13 protein-coding genes are annotated in these 19,903 nt (G+C 40.0%); 3 read left to right on the top strand and 10 right to left on the bottom strand.

The genetic code is table 11. The features are described 5' to 3' along the window. Position 1 precedes the first annotated feature (1 nt). The 3 genes from thrC to thrA form a co-directional block, all read right to left on the bottom strand. Positions 2 to 1,288 carry a threonine synthase gene (thrC, locus tag SK086_RS08280; protein ID WP_324690881.1) on the bottom strand — a complete coding sequence of 429 codons (1,287 nt, stop codon included), beginning with the start codon at positions 1,286 to 1,288 and terminating at the stop codon, positions 2 to 4. A 70-nt stretch (positions 1,289 to 1,358) separates the two neighbouring features. After that, positions 1,359 to 2,279, bottom strand: coding sequence for a homoserine kinase (locus SK086_RS08275; RefSeq protein WP_290873504.1), 921 nt, complete (start codon positions 2,277 to 2,279; stop codon positions 1,359 to 1,361). Between the two features lie 85 nt (positions 2,280 to 2,364). Then, positions 2,365 to 4,812 (bottom strand): bifunctional aspartate kinase/homoserine dehydrogenase I, encoded by a 2,448-nt coding sequence (gene thrA / locus SK086_RS08270; protein ID WP_324690879.1) that lies wholly within the window; start codon positions 4,810 to 4,812, stop codon positions 2,365 to 2,367. A gap of 385 nt (positions 4,813 to 5,197) precedes the next feature. On the opposite strand from thrA, the gene hutH reads away from it, so the two are divergent. After that, the gene (hutH, locus tag SK086_RS08265) at positions 5,198 to 6,700 is read left to right on the top strand and encodes a histidine ammonia-lyase (protein WP_324690878.1); all 1,503 of its coding nucleotides are present in this window, start codon (positions 5,198 to 5,200) and stop codon (positions 6,698 to 6,700) included. Here hutH and SK086_RS08260 read toward each other — a convergent pair. From SK086_RS08260 to SK086_RS08245, 4 genes are all read right to left on the bottom strand, one after another. After that, complete coding sequence (locus SK086_RS08260) at positions 6,689 to 7,048, bottom strand: DUF1304 domain-containing protein (RefSeq protein ID WP_324690876.1); 360 nt, start codon at positions 7,046 to 7,048, stop codon at positions 6,689 to 6,691. The two genes, hutH and SK086_RS08260, sit on opposite strands and share 12 nt — an antisense overlap. A gap of 8 nt (positions 7,049 to 7,056) precedes the next feature. Further along, positions 7,057 to 7,638 (bottom strand): TMEM175 family protein, encoded by a 582-nt coding sequence (locus SK086_RS08255; protein ID WP_324690875.1) that lies wholly within the window; start codon positions 7,636 to 7,638, stop codon positions 7,057 to 7,059. 50 nt (positions 7,639 to 7,688) lie between these two features. After that, a complete protein-coding gene (gene rimK, locus SK086_RS08250) occupies positions 7,689 to 9,056 on the bottom strand; it encodes a 30S ribosomal protein S6--L-glutamate ligase (RefSeq protein WP_290873488.1) in 1,368 nt (455 codons plus the stop codon). Positions 9,057 to 9,148: 92 nt separating this feature from the next. Continuing rightward, entirely contained in the window at positions 9,149 to 11,692 is a 2,544-nt protein-coding gene (locus SK086_RS08245; protein WP_324690874.1) for an ATP-dependent Clp protease ATP-binding subunit, read from the bottom strand. Between the two features lie 264 nt (positions 11,693 to 11,956). Between SK086_RS08245 and gyrA the strand changes: the two genes are divergently transcribed. Together gyrA and SK086_RS08235 are read left to right on the top strand one after the other, a co-directional pair. After that, positions 11,957 to 14,506: a DNA gyrase subunit A gene (gene gyrA / locus SK086_RS08240; protein WP_324690872.1), complete on the top strand. Its 2,550-nt coding sequence runs from the start codon at positions 11,957 to 11,959 to the stop codon at positions 14,504 to 14,506. Positions 14,507 to 14,522: 16 nt separating this feature from the next. Continuing rightward, positions 14,523 to 15,851: a tetratricopeptide repeat protein gene (locus tag SK086_RS08235; protein ID WP_324690871.1), complete on the top strand. Its 1,329-nt coding sequence runs from the start codon at positions 14,523 to 14,525 to the stop codon at positions 15,849 to 15,851. Between the two features lie 66 nt (positions 15,852 to 15,917). Here the strand turns inward: SK086_RS08235 and lpdA are convergent, their stop codons facing one another. The 3 genes from lpdA to truA form a co-directional block, all read right to left on the bottom strand. Beyond that, positions 15,918 to 17,306, bottom strand: a complete 1,389-nt coding sequence (gene lpdA / locus SK086_RS08230) for a dihydrolipoyl dehydrogenase (RefSeq protein WP_290877518.1) — start codon at positions 17,304 to 17,306, stop codon at positions 15,918 to 15,920. A 100-nt stretch (positions 17,307 to 17,406) separates the two neighbouring features. Next, positions 17,407 to 19,161: an ABC transporter ATP-binding protein gene (locus tag SK086_RS08225; protein WP_324690868.1), complete on the bottom strand. Its 1,755-nt coding sequence runs from the start codon at positions 19,159 to 19,161 to the stop codon at positions 17,407 to 17,409. 1 nt (position 19,162) lies between these two features. After that, positions 19,163 to 19,900, bottom strand: a complete 738-nt coding sequence (gene truA / locus SK086_RS08220) for a tRNA pseudouridine(38-40) synthase TruA (protein WP_324690867.1) — start codon at positions 19,898 to 19,900, stop codon at positions 19,163 to 19,165. Positions 19,901 to 19,903 lie beyond the last annotated feature (3 nt).

Below are 19,903 nucleotides of genomic sequence, written 5' to 3'. Positions count from 1 at the left end.
ATTAAGATAAAAACGTTTTCAAATCTTCGTAAGTCTTAATCTTTACCGAAATTTTTTCTTTATCCAAAACACTTTCTATTTGTTTCGGAATCGGTAATTTCAAATCCAGTAACGGTTCAACCACATCTAAGAATTTTATCGGATGGGCTGTTTCGAGGAAAACACCAAGGCTATCAGACTGTTTAGCCATTTCTTTTTTCAATCCCAAATAACCTACAGCACCGTGAGGTTCGGCTATATATTGCGTTCGATGGTGAATGTCTTGTATGGCTTTTTCGGTTTCTGTATCAGAAAACGAGTGGGAGGTGAAGTCTTTTTCAAATTCCTCTAGATTGAAACGGTACAACTGTTGGATTCGGATAAAATTACTCGGGTTGCCCACATCCATCGCATTAGAAATAGTAGCTACTGAGGGTTTCGGCTCGTAGTTACCGGCTGCTAAAAATCGCGGGACAGTATCGTTAGCGTTTGTTGAAGCCACAAAATGGGCAATAGGCAAACCCAATCGTTTGGCCATAATACCGGCACAAATGTTGCCAAAGTTGCCACTCGGACAGGATAATATGAGTGGTTTGTTGTGCTTTTTTAATTGTTGGTAAGCAAAAAAGATGTAGAACATTTGCGGCAACCAACGGGCAATGTTGATGGAATTGGCTGATGTCAGATTTTTGTGTTTTAGGCTATCATCTAAAAAGGCTTTTTTAACCATATCCTGGCAATCGTCAAATACACCGTCAACTTCTAAAGCTTTGATGTTTTTTCCTAACGTAGTAAGTTGACGTTCTTGTATTTCACTGACTTTACCTGAAGGATATAGTATAATTACTTCAACACCTTTTACACCTAAAAATCCGCTGGCAACGGCACCGCCTGTATCGCCGGAAGTGGCTACTAAAACAGTGACTTTTTTATCGCTGTGGCGATTGAAATAGCCCAAGCATCTCGACATGAATCGGGCGCCGACATCTTTGAAAGCCATCGTTGGTCCGTGAAAAAGTTCTAATGAGTAGATGTCTTCTTCAACCGGCACACAAGGGAAATCAAAGCAAAGTGTCTCGGCTATGATTTGTTTGAGTTCGTTTTCAGGAATTTCATCGCCAACGAATTGCTTGATGGCTTCAAAAGCAATTTCCTCTCGGCTTAAGTTCTCGATGTTTTTAAAAAAAGAATGGGGAAGCGGCGTGATGGATTCCGGGAAATATAAACCTCTGTCAGGGGCTAATCCTTGAATTACCGCTTCTTCAAAGCCCACTCTGGGCGCATTTTTATTTAAACTGAAATATTGCATTTTTTAAGTGTGATTTACGAAGTTGGCAGTGCGAAAGACAGTTCGCTATGTACTTCGCTACTTATACTTCTTATATTGTTTTTACGCCTTCATCATTTACTTTTGAAATATGAAAATCAAAAGCAATTCCGGTATCGAGAAAGCTGCTACTCATAGCATATGCTACTTTTTCAGCCTTATCTTGTCCTTTGCACAAGGCAAAAATTGAAGGTCCGGCACCTGAAATTCCACTGCCTAAAGCACCGGCGTCCAGTGCAGCATTTTTGACGTTTTCAAATCCGGGTATGAGTTTGTGGCGATGCGGTTCAATGACTACATCTCGTAAGGAACGACTAATTAGTGAATAATCACTAGTATACAAGCCGGCTATGAATCCGCCTAAATTACCCCATTGCGTTATGGCGTCTTTTAATGGAACAGCACTCGGAAGAACAGCCCTGGAATCGGAAGTTTTGAGCTCAATTTGCGGATGCAATACCACAGCGAACAATTCACTCGGGCTTTGTATTTTAATCACATCTAATGGATTGTAACCGCGAACCAAAGTAAAGCCGCCTAAAACACAAGGCGCTACATTGTCGGCATGCTCACAACCACTGGCTAAAGCTTCTCCTTTCATGGCAAAATCAACCAGTTGAGGTTTGGTGAACGGTCGGCCTAAAAGCTCATTTATTCCAAACACAGCTCCCGCCGCACTTGCTGAAGAGCTCCCGATACCGCTTCCGGCTTTGATTTTTTTGTGGATTTCAATTTCGAATCCGCAATCAGGGTTAATTGTATTTACTAAAGCTAAAGCAGCAACACCGGCTACGTTTTTTGCTGTTTCCAAAGGCAAATCGGCTCCGGTGATTTTGGTAATACGAATGCCTTTTTCGGTTGTTTGGCGTATCACCATTTCGTCGCCAATACCTTCAAGGCAAAGTCCTAAGACATCAAAACCACAATTGAGGTTGGCGATAGTGGCCGGGCAGAATATTTTAATTTCGTTCATTTTTTTTTGAGTTGCTGAGTGTCTGAGTAGCTAAGTTACTGAGTTTTTCTTAGTTGCTCAGGCACTCAGTTACTCAGTAACTTAGTTAAACATTTCCAATCCTAACCACATCCGCAAAAATCCCTGAAGCAGTTACCGCAGCACCGGCACCGGCTCCTTTGATGATTAAAGGTTGGTCTACATAGCGATCAGTATAAAACTCTACAATGTTGTCTTTTCCTTCTAAGTTGTAGAACGGACTTTCTTTCGGGATGAATTGCAAGCCTACAGCAGCTTTACCATTGTCGAAACTGGCTACAAATTTAATACGAGAATCTTTTGCTTGCGCTTCTTTGAGTAACTGATTGAAATGATTTTCGTGCTTGATTAGTGAAGTAAAGAAGTCATCATTGTTGGTGGTTTGCATACATTCATCCGGTAGGAAACAGTTGTTTTCAATTTGCTCCATTTCCATTTGATAACCACTTTCGCGAATGAGGATTAATATCTTTCTGGCCACATCTACACCACTTAAATCAATTTTCGGGTCGGGTTCCGTAAATCCCTGAACTCCTGCTTCTTTTACGACGTCGTGAAAGTTATAACTATCGCTGAAATTATTAAAAATAAAGTTCAAACTGCCGGACAATACAGCGTTGATTCGGTTGACTTTATCGCCGGAAGCAATCAAGTGTTTCAAGGTATCGATGATAGGCAATCCGGCTCCTACATTCGTTTCAAACAAGAACGGGGCATTGTATTTTCGGGACAGATTTTTGAGGTTTTTATAATGATTGTATTCTGAAGAACAGGCAATCTTATTACATGTCACTACCGCAATATTCTGACTCAGGAATTGGTCATAAATACCGGCTATTTCATGATTGGCTGTAATATCAACAAAGATACTGTTGCGTAAATTTAACTTTTTTACACGTGTAATAAAGTCCTTTGGATTCGCCGTTTCGCCTTGGTTTAACGTCTCTTTCCAATCTTTCAAGTTCAATCCTTCTTCATCAAATACCATTTGGCGAGAGTTTGATAAAGCGATAACACGCACATTGATTTTCAGGTTTTCTTTCAAGAATTTCTTTTGTTGACTGATTTGATCGATGAATTTTTCACCTACGTTTCCAACGCCCATTACAAACAAATTCAACTGTTTGGTATTGTCTTCAAAGAATCGTTCGTGTAAGGTATTCAGTGCTTTCTTGACATCTTTTTCATTGATGACTACTGAGATGTTTCGCTCGGAAGCGCCTTGGGCAATGGCTCGGATATTGACATTATTTTTGCCCAAAGTACTAAACATTTTACCGCTGATACCTTGGTGGTTTTTCATATTTTCGCCCACCAAAGCCACGATACACAATCCTTTTTCAACAATACAAGGATCAACTTTACCTTGAGCGATTTCCATTTCAAACGCTTGGTCGATGGCGATTTTAGCTTTGTCCGCATCAGAACTTAAAATCCCGACACAAATAGAGTGTTCAGAAGACGCTTGTGTAATGAAAATCACATTGATGTTTTCGTTGGATAATACCTCAAACAAACGCTTAGAGGAACCGGCAACACCAATCATTCCTGAGCCCTCGAGTGTAAGCAATGCAATATTGTCGATGTGTGTAATTCCTTTAATCGGATTACTTGAGCTTTCGGTTGAATTGGAAATTAAGGTACCGTAAGCTTCCGGTTCAAAAGTGTTTTTAATAAAAATCGGAATGTTGTCTTTCAATACCGGCTGAATCGTAGGCGGATACAATACTTTAGCCCCGAAGTGCGACAGTTCCATCGCTTCCTGATAGGAGATGGTTTCGATAGGTTGCGCTTGTTTGACGCTTTTAGGGTTGGCCGTAAACATACCGTTAACATCGGTCCAAATCTCCAAGATTTCCGCTTTCACGGCTGCTGCAATAATAGCTGCAGTATAATCGGAACCGCCGCGTCCCAAAGTAGTGGTATTGCCGTCAGATGACGATGCGATAAAACCCGGAAGCAATGTAACTTGGGCGTTGTTATTTTTGAAATAATCAGCGATTAAAGTATTAGTGATAGAAAAATCGACTGCCGCTTTACCGAAATTGGCATTAGTTTTAATCAATTCCCGACTGTCTTTAAAAGTCGAGTTGCTGACCTTTTGCTTTAGCGCCACAGCAATAATTTGAGACGATAATAATTCGCCAAAACCAGCTACTATATCAGCGGTTCTGCTTGATAATTCTCCCAAAAGATAACAGCCGTCCAACAAGGTTTTTAGGTGATTAATGTGGTGGTTAATCGCATCGATAATGTCGCTTTGTTCACTTAGTGGAACCAGTTCGTCTATAGCTTCTTTGTGTTTTTGCTCTAATTGACTGACAATGTCTTTGTAAGCTTTGTCTTTGGTTGAAGCGGTTTTTCCGGCTAAAATCAGCAAATCAGTTACACCACTAAAGGCAGAAACCACAACGGCCAGTTTGTTTTCTTTGCTTTTTTGAGCAACAATGTCTAGGGTTTTATTGATGTTTTGGGCATTGGCTACAGAAGTACCGCCAAATTTTAATACAATCATGATTTTTAATGTGAATTGTAGATGATAAATTAACCCTCAATCGAGAGTCCTTAAATTTCGGATTATATGTGAAAATTATACCCCAAACGGGGTAGTGGTAGTTGATGTAGTCGTAACCAAAACCGCAACCATAGTGGTGGTTGTAGGAGAGAATGAGTGTGTGTTGGTTGATAACATCATGTGTCAAAAGTATAAATTTTTATAATTTAAAAAAGCTTTTCTTAAATTTTTGAGAATATTTTAATAATAAAGGCTATTTTCCTGTGTAATATTTGTATTTTAAATTATTTAACAATGATTTTGATAATTTAGCAAAAAATACTCGGTTAAATAGTTGCTTTTTACGCCTCGTTTGCTGAATTTTGAGCCTTAAATCCTAACCAAAATGGAGCATTCGCATTACATCAGCACCGATGTGTTGACATTAGAGACTTTACAAGAGATCATTTCTGAGCACAAAACCTTAGCCCTTTCAGAAGAAGCCAAAATCAACATCCAACAATGTCGTGATTATTTAGACCAAAAAATGGCGTCTAATGAAACTCCGATTTACGGCATCAATACCGGATTTGGGTCGTTGTGTAATGTGAAAATTTCTAATGAAAATTTGTCTCAGCTTCAGGAAAACTTAGTGAAGTCGCATGCTTGCGGAACCGGTGAAGAAGTACCGCAGGAAATCGTTAAACTGATGTTGTTACTCAAAATCCAATCCTTGAGTTACGGGCATTCCGGTGTGCAGTTGCAAACGGTTGAACGTTTGGTGGATTTTTACAATCACGATATTTTACCCGTAGTTTATACACAAGGTTCTTTGGGAGCGAGTGGCGATTTAGCGCCCTTAGCCCATTTGTCATTACCACTGTTAGGTGAAGGCGAAGTATATTACGACGGATTCCGTCAACCGGCCAAAAAAGTCTTGGAGAAAATGGGTTGGCAACCGATTGTATTGCAATCGAAAGAAGGTTTGGCATTGCTAAACGGAACCCAGTTTATGAGTGCTTATGGCTGTTTCATTTTGCTTAAAGCAATGAAATACTCCTATTTAGCCGATGTTATTGCTGCCGTTTCTTTAGAAGGATTTGACGGAAGAATAGAACCGTTTAATGAGCTGATTCATTATGTTCGCCCGCACAAAGGGCAAATTGTAACAGCGAACCGAATGACCGAATTGTTAGAAGGCAGTCAGTTAATATCACGCCACAAAGAACACGTACAAGATCCGTATTCGTTCCGTTGTATTCCGCAAGTACATGGTGCTTCGAAAGATACTATCGAATACGTGAAAAAAGTATTCAAAACTGAAATCAACTCGGTTACTGATAATCCGAATATCTTTAAAAACGAAGATTTAATTATTTCAGGAGGGAATTTCCATGGCCAACCTTTAGCAATGGCATTAGATTTTTTAAGTATTGGTTTGTCTGAATTGGGTAGTATCTCCGAAAGAAGAACCTACCAATTGATTTCAGGGTTGCGTGGTTTACCGGCGTTTTTGGTAGATAATCCGGGCTTGAATTCCGGTTTTATGATTCCGCAATACACTGCGGCCAGCATTGCCAGCCAGAACAAACAATTGGCAACTCCTGCCAGTGTAGATAGTATCGTTTCGTCTAACGGACAAGAAGATCACGTGAGTATGGGCGCCAATGCGGCTACAAAGTGTTTGAAGATTATGGAAAACGTAGAGCGTATTTTGGCGATTGAGCTGATGAATGCTTCTCAAGCCTTAGAATATCGCAGACCGTTACAATCGAGTGAATTTTTAGAAAGCTTTGTCAAATCCTATAGAGAAGAAGTGCCGTTGGTAACGGAAGATCGAATTTTACACTACGACATTGAAAATTCCGTAGCGTTTTTGGAGAGTTTTGCGATTGATTTAGAAGAGTAAACTCAACAATCCCAAAATAGCAGGAACGGCTTGTACAAAAAATATTCTTTTGGAAGCCGTTAACGCGCCGTAAATGCCGGCCACAAGTACACAGCCTAAGAAGAAGATGGCTACGTTTTTACTCCAAGTTGCCTCACCAATCAGTAACGACCAAATCAATCCCGCAGCGAGAAAGCCGTTGTACAAACCCTGGTTGGCAGCCAATACTTTGGTCTTCTCAAACTGGTCTTCGGGTATGGTTTTGAATACTTTTTTGGCGCGAGTTGTCCAAGCAAAAATTTCCAACCATAAGATGTAGAGGTGTACGAAAGCTATAAATCCGATGATGAGTTGAGAGATTGTGTTCATGTATCTTGTTATTCGTTTTCACTAAAGATTTTTTCAATGCGTTTATCCGGAATCAGCCAAATCAGCGCTACTAAAATGTAAATCGCTCCGTAGATTTCTGTGTAATATTTTGAGGCTAATACGGCTATGATATATAATACTATCGAAGCTTTTCCTTTGTAATCTTTTCCGAGGGCTTTTGAAAGTAACGAATCTTTGCCATGATGTTTTAAAATTACACTTTGTAAAATAGAATAGGCGATAGCATTCATCAATAAAATCACTCCATACAACATCATAGGGAAAGGAGCAAAGTGATGTTCACCAATCCAAGCCGTGGTAAACGGAATCAACGATAACCAAAACAATAAATGTAAATTCGCCCAAAGAATAGTACCGTTAACGCGTTTCACGGTATGCATCATATGATGGTGGTTGTTCCAATAAATACCAACATAAATGAAACTCAAGATGTAACTCAGAAACTTGTGAAACAACGGAATAACTGATGCAAAAGTAGTGTCATTCGGCACTTTAAATTCCAATACCATGATAGTGATGATAATGGCCAATACACCATCGCTGAAGGCTTCAAGTCGGTTTTTATTCATAAAATTGTCTGTTATCCGTCATCTTAAAATCTGTCATCTGTATCTGTTAACTATCGCTTAAAATTCTTCTCAATCGCCTTAATCATTTCTCCGGCGATGTCTTTGTTGGTTGCGCCTTCAATACCCTCCAATCCGGGAGAAGAATTCACTTCCAACAATAATGGCCCTTTCGAAGAACGAATGATATCTACACCGGCCACTTTTAAATCCATAGCCTTAGCAGCTTTGATGGCGATTTTCTTTTCCTCAGGAGTAGGCTTGATTACAGATGCCGTGCCGCCCATGTGAATGTTGGCTCTGAATTCACCCGCAGCCGCTTCACGTTGTATGGCAGCCACAACTTTCCCGTCTACTACAAACAAACGCAAATCTTTCCCATTGGCTTCTTTGATGAATTCCTGTACTAAAATGTTAGCATTCAAACTCTTAAAAGCATTAATTACCGATTCGGCCGCTTTTTTGGTTTCGGCCAAAACCACACCTTTTCCTTGGGTTCCTTCTAACAACTTTACAATCAAAGGCGAACCGCCCACCATCTTAATCAAATCATCGGTGTCTAAGGGCGAATTGGCAAAACCGGTAGTCGGAATGTCCACGCCGTGGTGCAATAATAATTGCAAGGAAAACAATTTGTCACGCGATTGGGTAATAGCGGCAGCGGAGTTCAAACAGAAAACTTTCATCGCTTCAAACTGTCGTGTCAAGGCGCAACCGTAAAAGGTAATACTTGGTCGAATTCTAGGAATAATAGCGTCGAAATTATCCAAGATTTTTCCACCGCGGTAATGAATTTCAGGCTTTATGGCATCGAGTTTCATATAACATTCTTTAATGTTTAGGAAATGCATTTCGTGTCCTCGCATTTCACCTGCTTCCATAATACGTTTGTTACTGTACAATTCCGGATTACTGGCTAAAACACCAATGCGCAAACCGGATTTGTTGGCGATGGCATTTTGGTATAAATCTTTCAGACTTTCGGTGGTAGTTTGTCCCAGTAAATATTTTTGTTCCGGATCGACTAAAATCCTGCCACTCATAGCTTCGCGACCCAATAACATACGGAAACCCATAGAATCTCGGTTGGTTAACGTCATTTCTATGGTCCAAACATCATCGCCAATTTTAAGCTGTGTTTGAATCACATAGCGTTGTTCGCGAAAACCGCTCGAACTTTTTACAATGCGTTTGTCAATAAGTTTGGCTTCGCAATGGATAACGGTTTTTAGGTTGTTCTGAATCGGATTGATGTCGAACTTCACCCAATTTTCGCCTTCTTTTACAAAAGGCGCGATATTGATGGCGTGTAAAGCCGAAGTTTTGGCACCCGAATCCACACGGGCTTTGATGGCCGGAATACCAAGTTCCGGAAACGAACACCATTCTTCTGAACCTAAAATGATTTTATTTTGTGGCATTTTATAAAAATTTAAGCCACAAATTACAGAAATTCACACGGATAAAAGGCGGGAATTCTTGTGATTTGTGGCTTGTAAAAGATTAAACAGTCTTATTTAGTCGGTTTTTCCGCTTTGTTAATCGTCACGGTTAACTCTTGTGCAATTTCATCTAAATCCATAAAGATTTCGTCTCCGGAGGCAATTTTCGAAGTGATGATTTCTTCGGCCAAAGCATCTTCCACGTATTTCTGTATGGCTCTTTTTAACGGACGCGCACCAAATTGTTTGTCGAAACCTTTCTCGGCGATGAACGCTTTGGCTTTGTCGGATAAATTCAACTTGTAGCCTAGCTCTTCGATGCGAGCATATAATTTTTTCAATTCGATTTCGATAATCAAATCGATGTCGTGTTTCTCTAACGGATTGAACACAATTACGTCGTCGATTCGGTTCAAGAATTCAGGCGCAAAGGTTTTCTTCAAAGCGTTTTCAATCACACTTTTCGAATGTTCGTCGGCTTGTGCTACTTTAGCAGAAGTGCCGAAACCAACGCCTTGCCCGAAATCTTTCAACTGACGCGCTCCAACGTTAGAGGTCATGATGATGATGGTGTTTTTGAAGTCGATTTTACGACCCAAACTATCCGTCAAGTAACCATCGTCTAACACTTGTAACATCATGTTGAAAACGTCAGGATGCGCTTTTTCAATTTCGTCTAACAATACCACACAGTATGGTTTTCTGCGCACTTTTTCGGTCAATTGTCCGCCTTCTTCGTAACCTACATAGCCCGGAGGCGCTCCGATTAAACGAGAAATGGCAAATTTTTCCATGTATTCACTCATGTCAATGCGAATTAACGCATCTTCTGAATCGAATAATTCTTTCGCCAATACTTTCGCCAATTGTGTTTTACCAACACCGGTTGACCCGAGGAAAATAAACGAACCAATCGGGCGATTCGGATCTTTTAATCCAGCGCGATTGCGTTGGATGGAGCGAGCAATTTTGGTTACCGCTTCGTCTTGACCAATCACTTTGCCTTTGATTAACTCCGGCAAGTGTGCCAATTTATTGCTTTCCGTTTGGGCAATACGATTCACCGGTATACCGGTCATCATTGAAACTACATCGGCAACGTTGTCTTCCGTTACGCGAATTCGATTGCTTTTCGATTCTTCTTCCCATTGTTCTTGAGCGATAGCTAAGTCTTTTTCCAAACGTTTTTCATCGTCGCGCAATTTGGCAGCTTCTTCGTATTTCTGTTTTTTAACGACGGAGTTTTTCAATTCGCGTACTTCTTCCAACTGACGCTCCAAATCCAAAATTTGCTTCGGCACGTCGATATTGGTGATGTGTACTCTTGAGCCCGCTTCGTCTAAAGCATCAATCGCTTTGTCCGGCAAGAAACGCTCCGACATGTAGCGGTTGGTTAACTTCACACAAGCTTCAATCGCTTCAGGGGTATAAATTACGTTGTGATGGTCTTCGTATTTGTTTTTGATGTTGTTCAAGATAGTAATCGTTTCTTCCACCGAAGTAGGTTCTACAATTACCTTTTGGAAACGTCTTTCGAGCGCTCCGTCTTTTTCGATGTACTGACGGTACTCATCCAAAGTCGTAGCACCAATACATTGGATTTCACCACGGGCTAAGGCCGGTTTAAACATGTTAGAAGCATCTAACGAACCGGTAGCGCCACCGGCACCCACTATGGTGTGGATTTCATCTATGAACAAAATGATGTCATCGTTTTTCTCCAATTCATTCATCACGGCTTTCATTCTTTCTTCAAACTGACCGCGGTATTTGGTTCCGGCTACTAATGAGGCTAAATCCAAAGTCACCACTCTTTTGTTGAAGAGAATACGCGATACTTTCTTTTGAATGATGCGCAAGGCCAAACCTTCGGCAATGGCTGATTTACCAACACCCGGTTCTCCAATAAGTAGCGGATTGTTTTTCTTTCTGCGGCTTAAAATTTGAGACACGCGCTCAATTTCTTTTTCGCGACCTACAACCGGGTCGAGTTTGCCTTCTTCTGCCAATTCGGTTAAGTCGCGTCCAAAATTGTCTAACACCGGAGTTTTAGATTTTTTGTTGGTTTTGTTGGCCGGATTGTTGAAACTGCCTTCTTTTAGGCTGTCATCCTGACCGGAATCGTCGTTATACGATTCGTTTCTCGGCAGGTTATCTGTGAAATCTTCTTCGTTTGGTGTCATGTTTAGGTACTGTTCTTTGACTACATTATAGTCTATTTTCAGACGATGCAGTAGTTTGGTTGTGGGATCGTTTTCGTTTCTTAAAATGCAAAGCAGTAAGTGGGCAGTACTGATAGAGGAACTCTGAAATACTTTGGCTTCTAAGAATGTGGTTTTTAATGCGCGCTCCGCTTGACGCGTCAAGTGGAGGTTTTTCTTTTCGTTGCTGATGTCGGTATTGGGATTGGCGGGGCTTAAGATTTCGACCTTTTTGCGCAAATGATCTAAATCGACCGACAAATTATTTAAGATAGCAATCGCCTTACCGTTTCCGTCTCTCAAGATACCAAGCATCAGATGTTCCGTTCCGATAAAGTCATGCCCTAAGCGCAATGCTTCTTCTTTGCTATAGGTAATTACATCTTTAACTCTTGGTGAAAAATTATCGTCCATAATAGTGTATTGTTGCTATTGTAAATTTAGTGATATGATGTCATTCTAACAAAAATCATTCCGCCTAAAAGTACTGTCAGCTAATTGACAAAAAAAAAGGCAATAATAAAAGCCGTTAAAGAACTATTTTATTAACCAAAAAAAGCCCCTGTTTTGTTAATAAATCTTTGAAATTTGTGGACTAAAATTGGCGCCAAACAGTATAAATATCCTATATTAGCACGTTTTGAATTTGAACTAATTTTTATTAATAATTTATAATATATGTCTGACGGAGAAAAGTTAATTCCAATTAACATCGAAGATGAAATGAAATCAGCATACATCGATTATTCGATGTCTGTAATTGTCTCAAGAGCGCTACCTGACGTGCGTGACGGATTAAAACCTGTTCACCGAAGAGTGTTATATGGAATGTATGATTTAGGCGTTTTTTCTAACAGAGCGCACAAAAAATCCGCAAGAATTGTTGGAGAAGTTTTGGGTAAATACCACCCGCACGGTGATACTTCAGTGTATGATGCCATGGTTCGTATGGCACAGGAGTGGAGTTTGCGATATTTGTTAATTGACGGGCAAGGGAACTTCGGTTCGGTTGACGGTGACAGTCCTGCAGCGATGCGTTACACTGAGGCCAGAATGAAAAAAATGTCAGAAGACATTATGGCAGATATCGACAAAGAAACCGTGGATTTCCAATTGAACTTTGACGATACCTTATACGAGCCGAAAGTAATGCCAACCCGTGTACCGAATCTTTTAATTAACGGAGCTTCCGGTATTGCTGTTGGTATGGCTACTAACATGCCGCCGCACAACTTAACCGAAGTAGTGGACGGAACTTTGGCTTATATCGACAATAATGATATTGAAATTGATGAGTTAATCAACTACATCAAGGCACCGGATTTCCCTACCGGTGGTGTAATTTACGGATACGAAGGTGTTCGTGAAGCTTTCAAAACGGGTAGAGGAAGAATCGTTATCCGTGCCAAAGTGAACTTTGAAGAAGTGAACGGTAAAGAAGCGATTATCGTTACTGAGATTCCGTACCAAGTGAACAAAGCGGAAATGATTAAGAAAACCGCCGATTTGATTAACGAGAAAAAAATCGAAGGTATTTCGAACATCCGTGACGAATCGGACAGAAGCGGTATGCGTATCGTATACGAATTGAAGCGCGATGCAGTGCCGAATGTAGTGTTGAACACACTTTACAAATACACCCAATTGCAGTCGTCTTTCAGTGTTAACAACATTGCTTTGGTGGGAGGAAGACCACAAATGTTGAATTTGAAAGATTTGATTCATTATTTCGTAGAACACCGTCATGATGTAGTGGTAAGAAGAACCCAATTTGAATTGCGCAAAGCCGAAGAAAGAGCGCATATCTTAGAAGGTTTGATCATCGCTTCAGACAATATCGACGAGGTAATTGCCTTGATTCGTTCTTCTAAAGACGGAGACGAAGCCCGAAACAAATTGATTGAGCGTTTCAGCTTAACCGATATCCAAGCGCGCGCTATTGTTGAAATGCGTTTGCGTCAGTTGACCGGCTTAGAGCAAGACAAGTTAAGAGCGGAGTACGAAGAAATCATGAAGTTAATTCAACACTTGAAAGATTTATTGGCAAGTAAAGAATTAAGAATGCAATTGATTAAAGATGAATTAATCGAAATCAGAGATAAATACGGTGACGGACGTCGTTCTACAATTGAATATTCCGGTGGCGATGTAAGTATTGAAGATTTGATTGCCGATGAGAATGTGGTAATTACCATTTCGCATGCCGGTTATATCAAACGTACTAACTTATCGGAATACAAAACCCAAAACCGCGGTGGTGTCGGACAAAAAAGTGCCGGAACTCGCGATCAGGATTTCTTAGAGCATTTGTTCGTAGCAACCAACCACCAATATTTGTTGTTCTTTACCCAGAAAGGAAAATGTTTCTGGATGCGCGTTTACGAAATTCCGGAAGGTAGTAAAACCAGCAAAGGTCGTGCTATTCAAAACTTAATCAATATCGAACAAGACGATAAAGTAAAAGCGTTTATCTGTACGCAAGATTTAAAAGACGAAGAATACATCAACAGCCATTACGTAATTATGGCGACCAAACAAGGTCAGGTGAAAAAAACGCCATTGGAGCAATATTCTCGTCCGCGTCAAAACGGTATCAACGCCATTACCATCAGAGAAGACGACGAATTGTTAGAAGCCAAATTAACCAACGGAGACAGTCAGGTTTTAGTGGCTGTAAAATCCGGTAAATTGGTTCGTTTCGAAGAAGAAAAAACCCGTCCGATGGGAAGAACAGCTTCCGGGGTAAGAGGTATTACCTTAGCCGATGACAAAGACGAAGTGATCGGTATGGTTTCTGTAAACAAAGATGACATCAACGAAACCCAATTGTTAGTCGTAACTGAAAACGGTTACGGTAAACGTACCAAATTGGTAGATGATGACGGAGAAGATGTTTACAGAATCACCAACCGCGGTGGAAAAGGAGTAAAAACCTTGAACATCACAGAAAAAACCGGAGCACTTATTTCCATCAACGCGGTGACCGATGCTGATGATTTGATGATTATCAACAAATCTGGTTTAACTATCCGTATGGAAGTTTCCGATTTGAGAGTAATGGGAAGAGCTACGCAGGGTGTTCGTTTGATCAATATCAAAGGCAATGACTCGATCGCAGCCGTAACTAAAGTAATGAAAGAAGAAGAATCTGAAGAAGATACTGATGCTGACATCAATGAGGTGAATGAAGGCGAAACTTCAACGGAAACTTCTGCATCTGAAGAATAATTTAAAATAATACCACATGAAAATTAGACACCTAGTATTGGCTTCGGCCATGATAGTTTCTTTTTCCTCTTTCGCTCAAAAGGATGAGATGAAAGGATTGAAAAAGATTTACGACAAACAGGCTTTAACCGATAAAGATATTGTTGAGTACAAAGCTACATTAGTTAAAGCAGAGCCTTTGATGACCGCTGCAGCCGAATCGGATAAAGTGTATTTTGATTATTACAAAGCGGTGGCTCCGTTTTTGGAGATGAAAGTGGCCTACACCAAACCGGAAAATGCCGGCAACGCCAAATTAGCTAACAACTATTTTACTCCTGAGAAAATAGAGTTGTTGGCTAAAAACTTAAATGCTGTTAAAGAGTTTGAAAAGAAATCCGGGAAAGCTTTGTTGACCAAATCTATAGATGATGGTGTAGCGCAAGCCAAGCCATTCATTGTTAACTATGCTGTAGGCTTAGGGGAAGAGAAAAAGTATAAAGAAGCCGGAAATGTATTGTATTCCGCCTATCAAATGGATAAAAACGATCCGGATAAGTTGTTTTATGCGGCCAGTTTTGCAGTAAACGCTCGTGATTATGACAGTGCTTTGGTATATTATTATGAATTAAAACAAATCAATTATACCGGAGAAACTACAGTATTTTGGGCTTACAACAAGGCTTCAAAACAGGAAGAAACCTTTAACTCTAAGAGTGAAAGAGAAATTTTCATCAAATCGGGTACGCACGAAAAACCAAGAGATGAGAAAACACCTTCTAAAAGAGGTGAAATCTACAAAAACATCGCTTTGATTTTGGTTGAAAAAGGTAAAGTTGAGGAAGCCAAAGCCGCTGTTACTGAAGCCAGAAATGCGAATCCTGAAGACAGTTCTTTAATTTTAACGGAAGCTGATTTGTATTTAAAAGTGAATGATTTTGACACTTATACTAAGTTGGTCAATCAAGCTTTAGCCAATGATCCTAATAATGTTGATTTGGTGTACAATCTTGGCGTGATTTCAGGTAATGCTAATAAAGTTGCAGATGCTGAGAAGTATTATAGAAGAGCCTTAGAAATCAATCCTAATTATTTCAATGCGAATTTAAACTTAGCGGAATTGTTGTTAAGAGCTGATGAGAAGTTTGTCAATGAAATGAACAAATTGGGAACTTCTGAAAAAGACAACAAACGTTATGAGGTATTAAAAGCAGAGCGTGAGAAAAATTTCAAAGCGGTTTTACCGTATTTAGAAAAAGCTTACGAGTTGCAACCGGATAATGATGCTGCTAAGAAAACATTGATGAGTGTGTACAATGCACTTGAAATGACCGACAAATACAAAGCTTTAAAAGCAAAACAATAATATTGTTTACCAATAAAAAAACCATCCGATTCGGATGGTTTTTTTATGCTTTATAGTTTTTCGGAATTACAAGTGAATAACTTCTCCGTAAGCATCGGCTACTGCTTCCATCACCGCTTCACTCATTGTTGGATGCGGGTGAACTGCTTTCAAAATTTCGTGACCTGTAGTTTCTAATTTACGAGCCACAACCGCTTCTGCAATCATATCGGTTACACCGGCGCCAATCATATGACAACCTAACCACTCGCCGTATTTAGCATCGAAAATAACTTTTACAAAACCATCCGGAGTTCCGGCTGCTTTGGCTTTTCCTGAAGCCGTGAACGGGAATTTCCCGATTTTTAATTCATATCCTTTTTCTTTAGCCGCTTTTTCTGTCAAACCTACAGAAGCAATTTCTGGCGTAGCATAAGTACAACCCGGAATGTTACCGTAATCTAAAGGTTCCACATGTAAACCGGCAATTTTTTCCACACACAAAATACCTTCCGCAGAAGCTACGTGTGCTAAAGCTTGTCCCGGAGTTACATCGCCAATAGCATAGTAACCGGCTACATTGGTTTGGTAAAACTCGTTCACCAAGATTTTATCTTTATCGGTTTTGATACCGGTTTCTTCCAATCCGATGTTTTCGATGTTGGTTTTAATACCAACGGCTGATAACAAGATGTCAGCTTCCAAAATTTCTTCCCCTTTAGCCGTTTTTACAAAAGCTTTTACACCATTTCCGCTGGTGTCGATTTTTTCTACAGAAGAGTTGGTCATCACATTGATGCCTGATTTTTTCAACGAACGCTCAAATTGTTTTGAGATGTCTTCGTCTTCTACCGGAACTACATTCGGCATAAACTCAACGATAGTAACTTCAGTTCCCATCGAATTGTAAAAATGCGCGAATTCTACACCAATGGCACCTGACCCTACTACAATCATCTTTTTCGGTTGGCTAGGTAAAGTCATCGCCTGACGGTAACCAATTACTTTTACACCATCTTGCGGTAAGTTTGGCAACTCTCTGGAACGAGCTCCTGTAGCAATAATAATGTGATCGGCACTGTATTCAGTCACTTTACCATCGGCAGCAGTAACGGCTACTTTTTTGCCCGGTTTTACTTTTCCGAAACCGTCAATAACGTCGATTTTGTTTTTCTTCATTAAGAATTGAACCCCTTTACTCATACCGTCAGCGACGCTGCGCGAACGGGCAATAACGGCATTGAAATCTTTGTCAAATTCCTTAACGGTCAAACCGTAGTCTGAAGCATGTTTTAGGTAGTCAAAAACCTGAGCCGATTTTAATAATGCTTTGGTGGGAATACAACCCCAATTCAAACAAATGCCACCTAGGTTTTCTTTTTCAATTACGGCTACTTTAAAACCCAATTGCGAAGCACGAATGGCTGTAACATAACCGCCCGGACCACTTCCTAAAACAATAATATCGTATTTCATTTTTAAAAAGATTATTTTAAATTGATTAAATGCCGTCGCTTACGCTAGTAACATTTTGATTTATTTTGAGATTGCGAATTTAAGGATTTATTTTGAAAACTTAGCTTTCCAAGGCAAACTGTGAATCGTATAAATTTTTGTAATAGCCTTGCTCACGTTTCAATAGTTCTTGGTGTGTACCTTCTTCTACAATTTGACCTTTGTCCATTACAATAATTTTATTGGCATTAACGATGGTAGCCAAACGATGCGCAATAATAATAGATGTTCTGTTTTTTGTGATTTTTTCGGTGGCTTTCTGAATCAATTCCTCGCTGTAACTATCGATAGATGAAGTTGCTTCATCCAAAATCAAAATACTCGGATTGTTCACATAAGCCCTTAGGAAAGCAATCAATTGTCGCTGTCCTGATGACAACATCACACCGCGCTCTTTTACATCGTAATCGTATCCGCCCGGCAAGGTTTTGATGAATTTATGAACACCGATTTTCTTGGCGGCTTCAATCACGGCTTCCCGACTGATATTTGGATTGTTGAGTGTGATGTTATTGTGAATGGTATCGGCAAACAAGAAAACGTCTTGCAATACAATGGCAATTTGTTGGCGTAGGCTTTCCATTTGAAATTCGTTGATGTTTTGCTCGTCGATGTAAATAGCACCGGAATTGATTTCGTAAAAACGATTCAGCAAATTAATAATCGTCGATTTTCCGGCTCCGGTAGCACCAACTATGGCAATGGTTTCGCCTTCGTTGACTTTTAAATTGATGCCTTTCAACACATTTTCTTTGTCGTTATAACTGAAAACCACATTCTCAAAACGAATGTTTCCTTTTAAATGTGAAGCGATGACCGTACCGTCTTTTTGAACATCTTTATCAGAATCTAAAATATCGAAGACACGATTGGCCGCTATCATTCCCATTTGCATCTCGTTGAATTTATCGGCAATTTGACGCAATGGGTTGAACAACATGCCGATAAACATAGTATACGAAAACAAATCACCGAAAGTGGTGAACTTATCGCCATCTAAAATATGGAAACCACCGTATAAAATTACAGCACCCAAGGTTAAAGAGGAAATGATATCCGCAATAGGGAAGAAGATGGAGTTGTACAAGATGGTTTTAATCCAAGCCTTGTTGTGCTTCTGATTGATGTCTTTGAACTTTTCGTATTCAATGGCTTCACGGTTAAAAAGTTGGACAATCTTCATCCCGGTAACACGCTCTTGCACAAAAGTATTCATATTGGCCACCTGATTTCTAACTTCCTCAAAGGCCACTTGCATTTTGCGTTGGAAAATACGGGTAATATAAACCAGAACCGGCATGGCTAAAATTACAATCCAAGTCAGACGCCAGTTCATGTAGAACATGAAAATCAAAACTACCAACATTTTCAGTATATCACTGATGATCATAAACAATCCTTGGCTGAAAATACGGGCTATTTGCTCAATATCGGATACAGAACGGGTAACCAATTGTCCCACCGGAGCGTGGTCGAAATATTTCATTCGGAAACTCAGTATATGTTGGAATAATTTGGTTCTGATGTCTTTAATAATATCTTGTCCGAGCCAATTGGCCCAGTACACAAAGTAAAATTGGGACAAGGTTTCCAAAAGCAACACTATACCCATCATACTGATGTAAAGTAATAAACCATGTTCGTCTTTCGGCGCTATATAATCATCTACGGTTTGTTTAAGTAAATATGGTCTTAGAGCTGCAAAAACCGAAAGTAAAATGGCAAACATCACCACACCGTAATACCTTTTTTTATAAGGCTTGGTGTACTTTAAAATACGTTTGAATAAATGGGTGTCGAAAGCTTTTGCTTGCATTTTATGGGATATAGTCGTATTCAATTTGGGTTAAGTAAAGACCGTGAGCCGGAACTGAAAATCCTGCCTTTCCGCGGTCTTTGCTTTCAATTATTTTTTCAAAATCGTCCAGATTTATTTTGCCTAAACCAATGTTAATCATCGTGCCGACTATGGCACGTACCATATTGCGCAGAAAACGGTCAGCCGATATGGTGAAGACTAGTTTAGTTCCGATTTGTTTCCAATGGGCTTCAAAAATAACACAATTAAATGTTCTGACATCGGAATGGGTTTTAGAAAAGCATTCGAAATCCTTGTGTCGAAACAAAATCTGACAGGCTTCATTCATTTTAGCAATGTCGAGGGGTAATTGGTGTAACCAACTGCCGTCGGTTTCAAACGCATCTTTGAACGTGTGAATATGGTATTCATAGGTTCTTTTGGTCGCGTCAAATCGGGCATGAGCGTCATCAGTAACCGGGATGAGTTTGTAAATTACAATGTCTTTCGGAAGATAGGAATTGAGTTTGTGCACCAATTTTGGCCCGTCGATTGCCGTTTCATGGTCAAAGTGTGCGTACATTTTTTTGGCATGCACACCGGTATCGGTTCGCCCGGCACCAACAATGTCAATGTCTTTCTTTAGCAAAACCGATAAGGCTTTGTTGAGGGTTTCTTGTACGGAATTAGCGTCCGGTTGGTATTGCCATCCGTGGTAGTTGGTTCCTCTGTATGCTAATTCAATAAAATATCTCAAGTT

Origin of the sequence: Flavobacterium cheonhonense (genome assembly GCF_035671315.1) — a bacterium.
Classification (GTDB): domain Bacteria; phylum Bacteroidota; class Bacteroidia; order Flavobacteriales; family Flavobacteriaceae; genus Flavobacterium; species Flavobacterium cheonhonense.
The sequence above is the reverse complement of the archived record's forward strand: the minus strand, read 5'-3'. Positions and strand labels throughout refer to the sequence as shown.

Coding starts and splice junctions, on each gene's coding strand:
- SK086_RS08275 (WP_290873504.1), bottom strand. CDS start 2,279: ATGAACGAAATTAAAATATTCTGCCCGGCCACTATCGCCAACCTCAAT.
- gyrA (WP_324690872.1), top strand. CDS start 11,957: ATGTCTGACGGAGAAAAGTTAATTCCAATTAACATCGAAGATGAAATG.
- SK086_RS08235 (WP_324690871.1), top strand. CDS start 14,523: ATGAAAATTAGACACCTAGTATTGGCTTCGGCCATGATAGTTTCTTTT.
- lpdA (WP_290877518.1), bottom strand. CDS start 17,306: ATGAAATACGATATTATTGTTTTAGGAAGTGGTCCGGGCGGTTATGTT.
- SK086_RS08245 (WP_324690874.1), bottom strand. CDS start 11,692: ATGGACGATAATTTTTCACCAAGAGTTAAAGATGTAATTACCTATAGC.
- SK086_RS08255 (WP_324690875.1), bottom strand. CDS start 7,638: ATGAATAAAAACCGACTTGAAGCCTTCAGCGATGGTGTATTGGCCATT.
- thrC (WP_324690881.1), bottom strand. CDS start 1,288: ATGCAATATTTCAGTTTAAATAAAAATGCGCCCAGAGTGGGCTTTGAA.
- thrA (WP_324690879.1), bottom strand. CDS start 4,812: ATGATTGTATTAAAATTTGGCGGTACTTCTGTAGCCAATGCCCAAAAC.
- rimK (WP_290873488.1), bottom strand. CDS start 9,056: ATGCCACAAAATAAAATCATTTTAGGTTCAGAAGAATGGTGTTCGTTT.
- hutH (WP_324690878.1), top strand. CDS start 5,198: ATGGAGCATTCGCATTACATCAGCACCGATGTGTTGACATTAGAGACT.
- SK086_RS08260 (WP_324690876.1), bottom strand. CDS start 7,048: ATGAACACAATCTCTCAACTCATCATCGGATTTATAGCTTTCGTACAC.
- SK086_RS08225 (WP_324690868.1), bottom strand. CDS start 19,161: ATGCAAGCAAAAGCTTTCGACACCCATTTATTCAAACGTATTTTAAAG.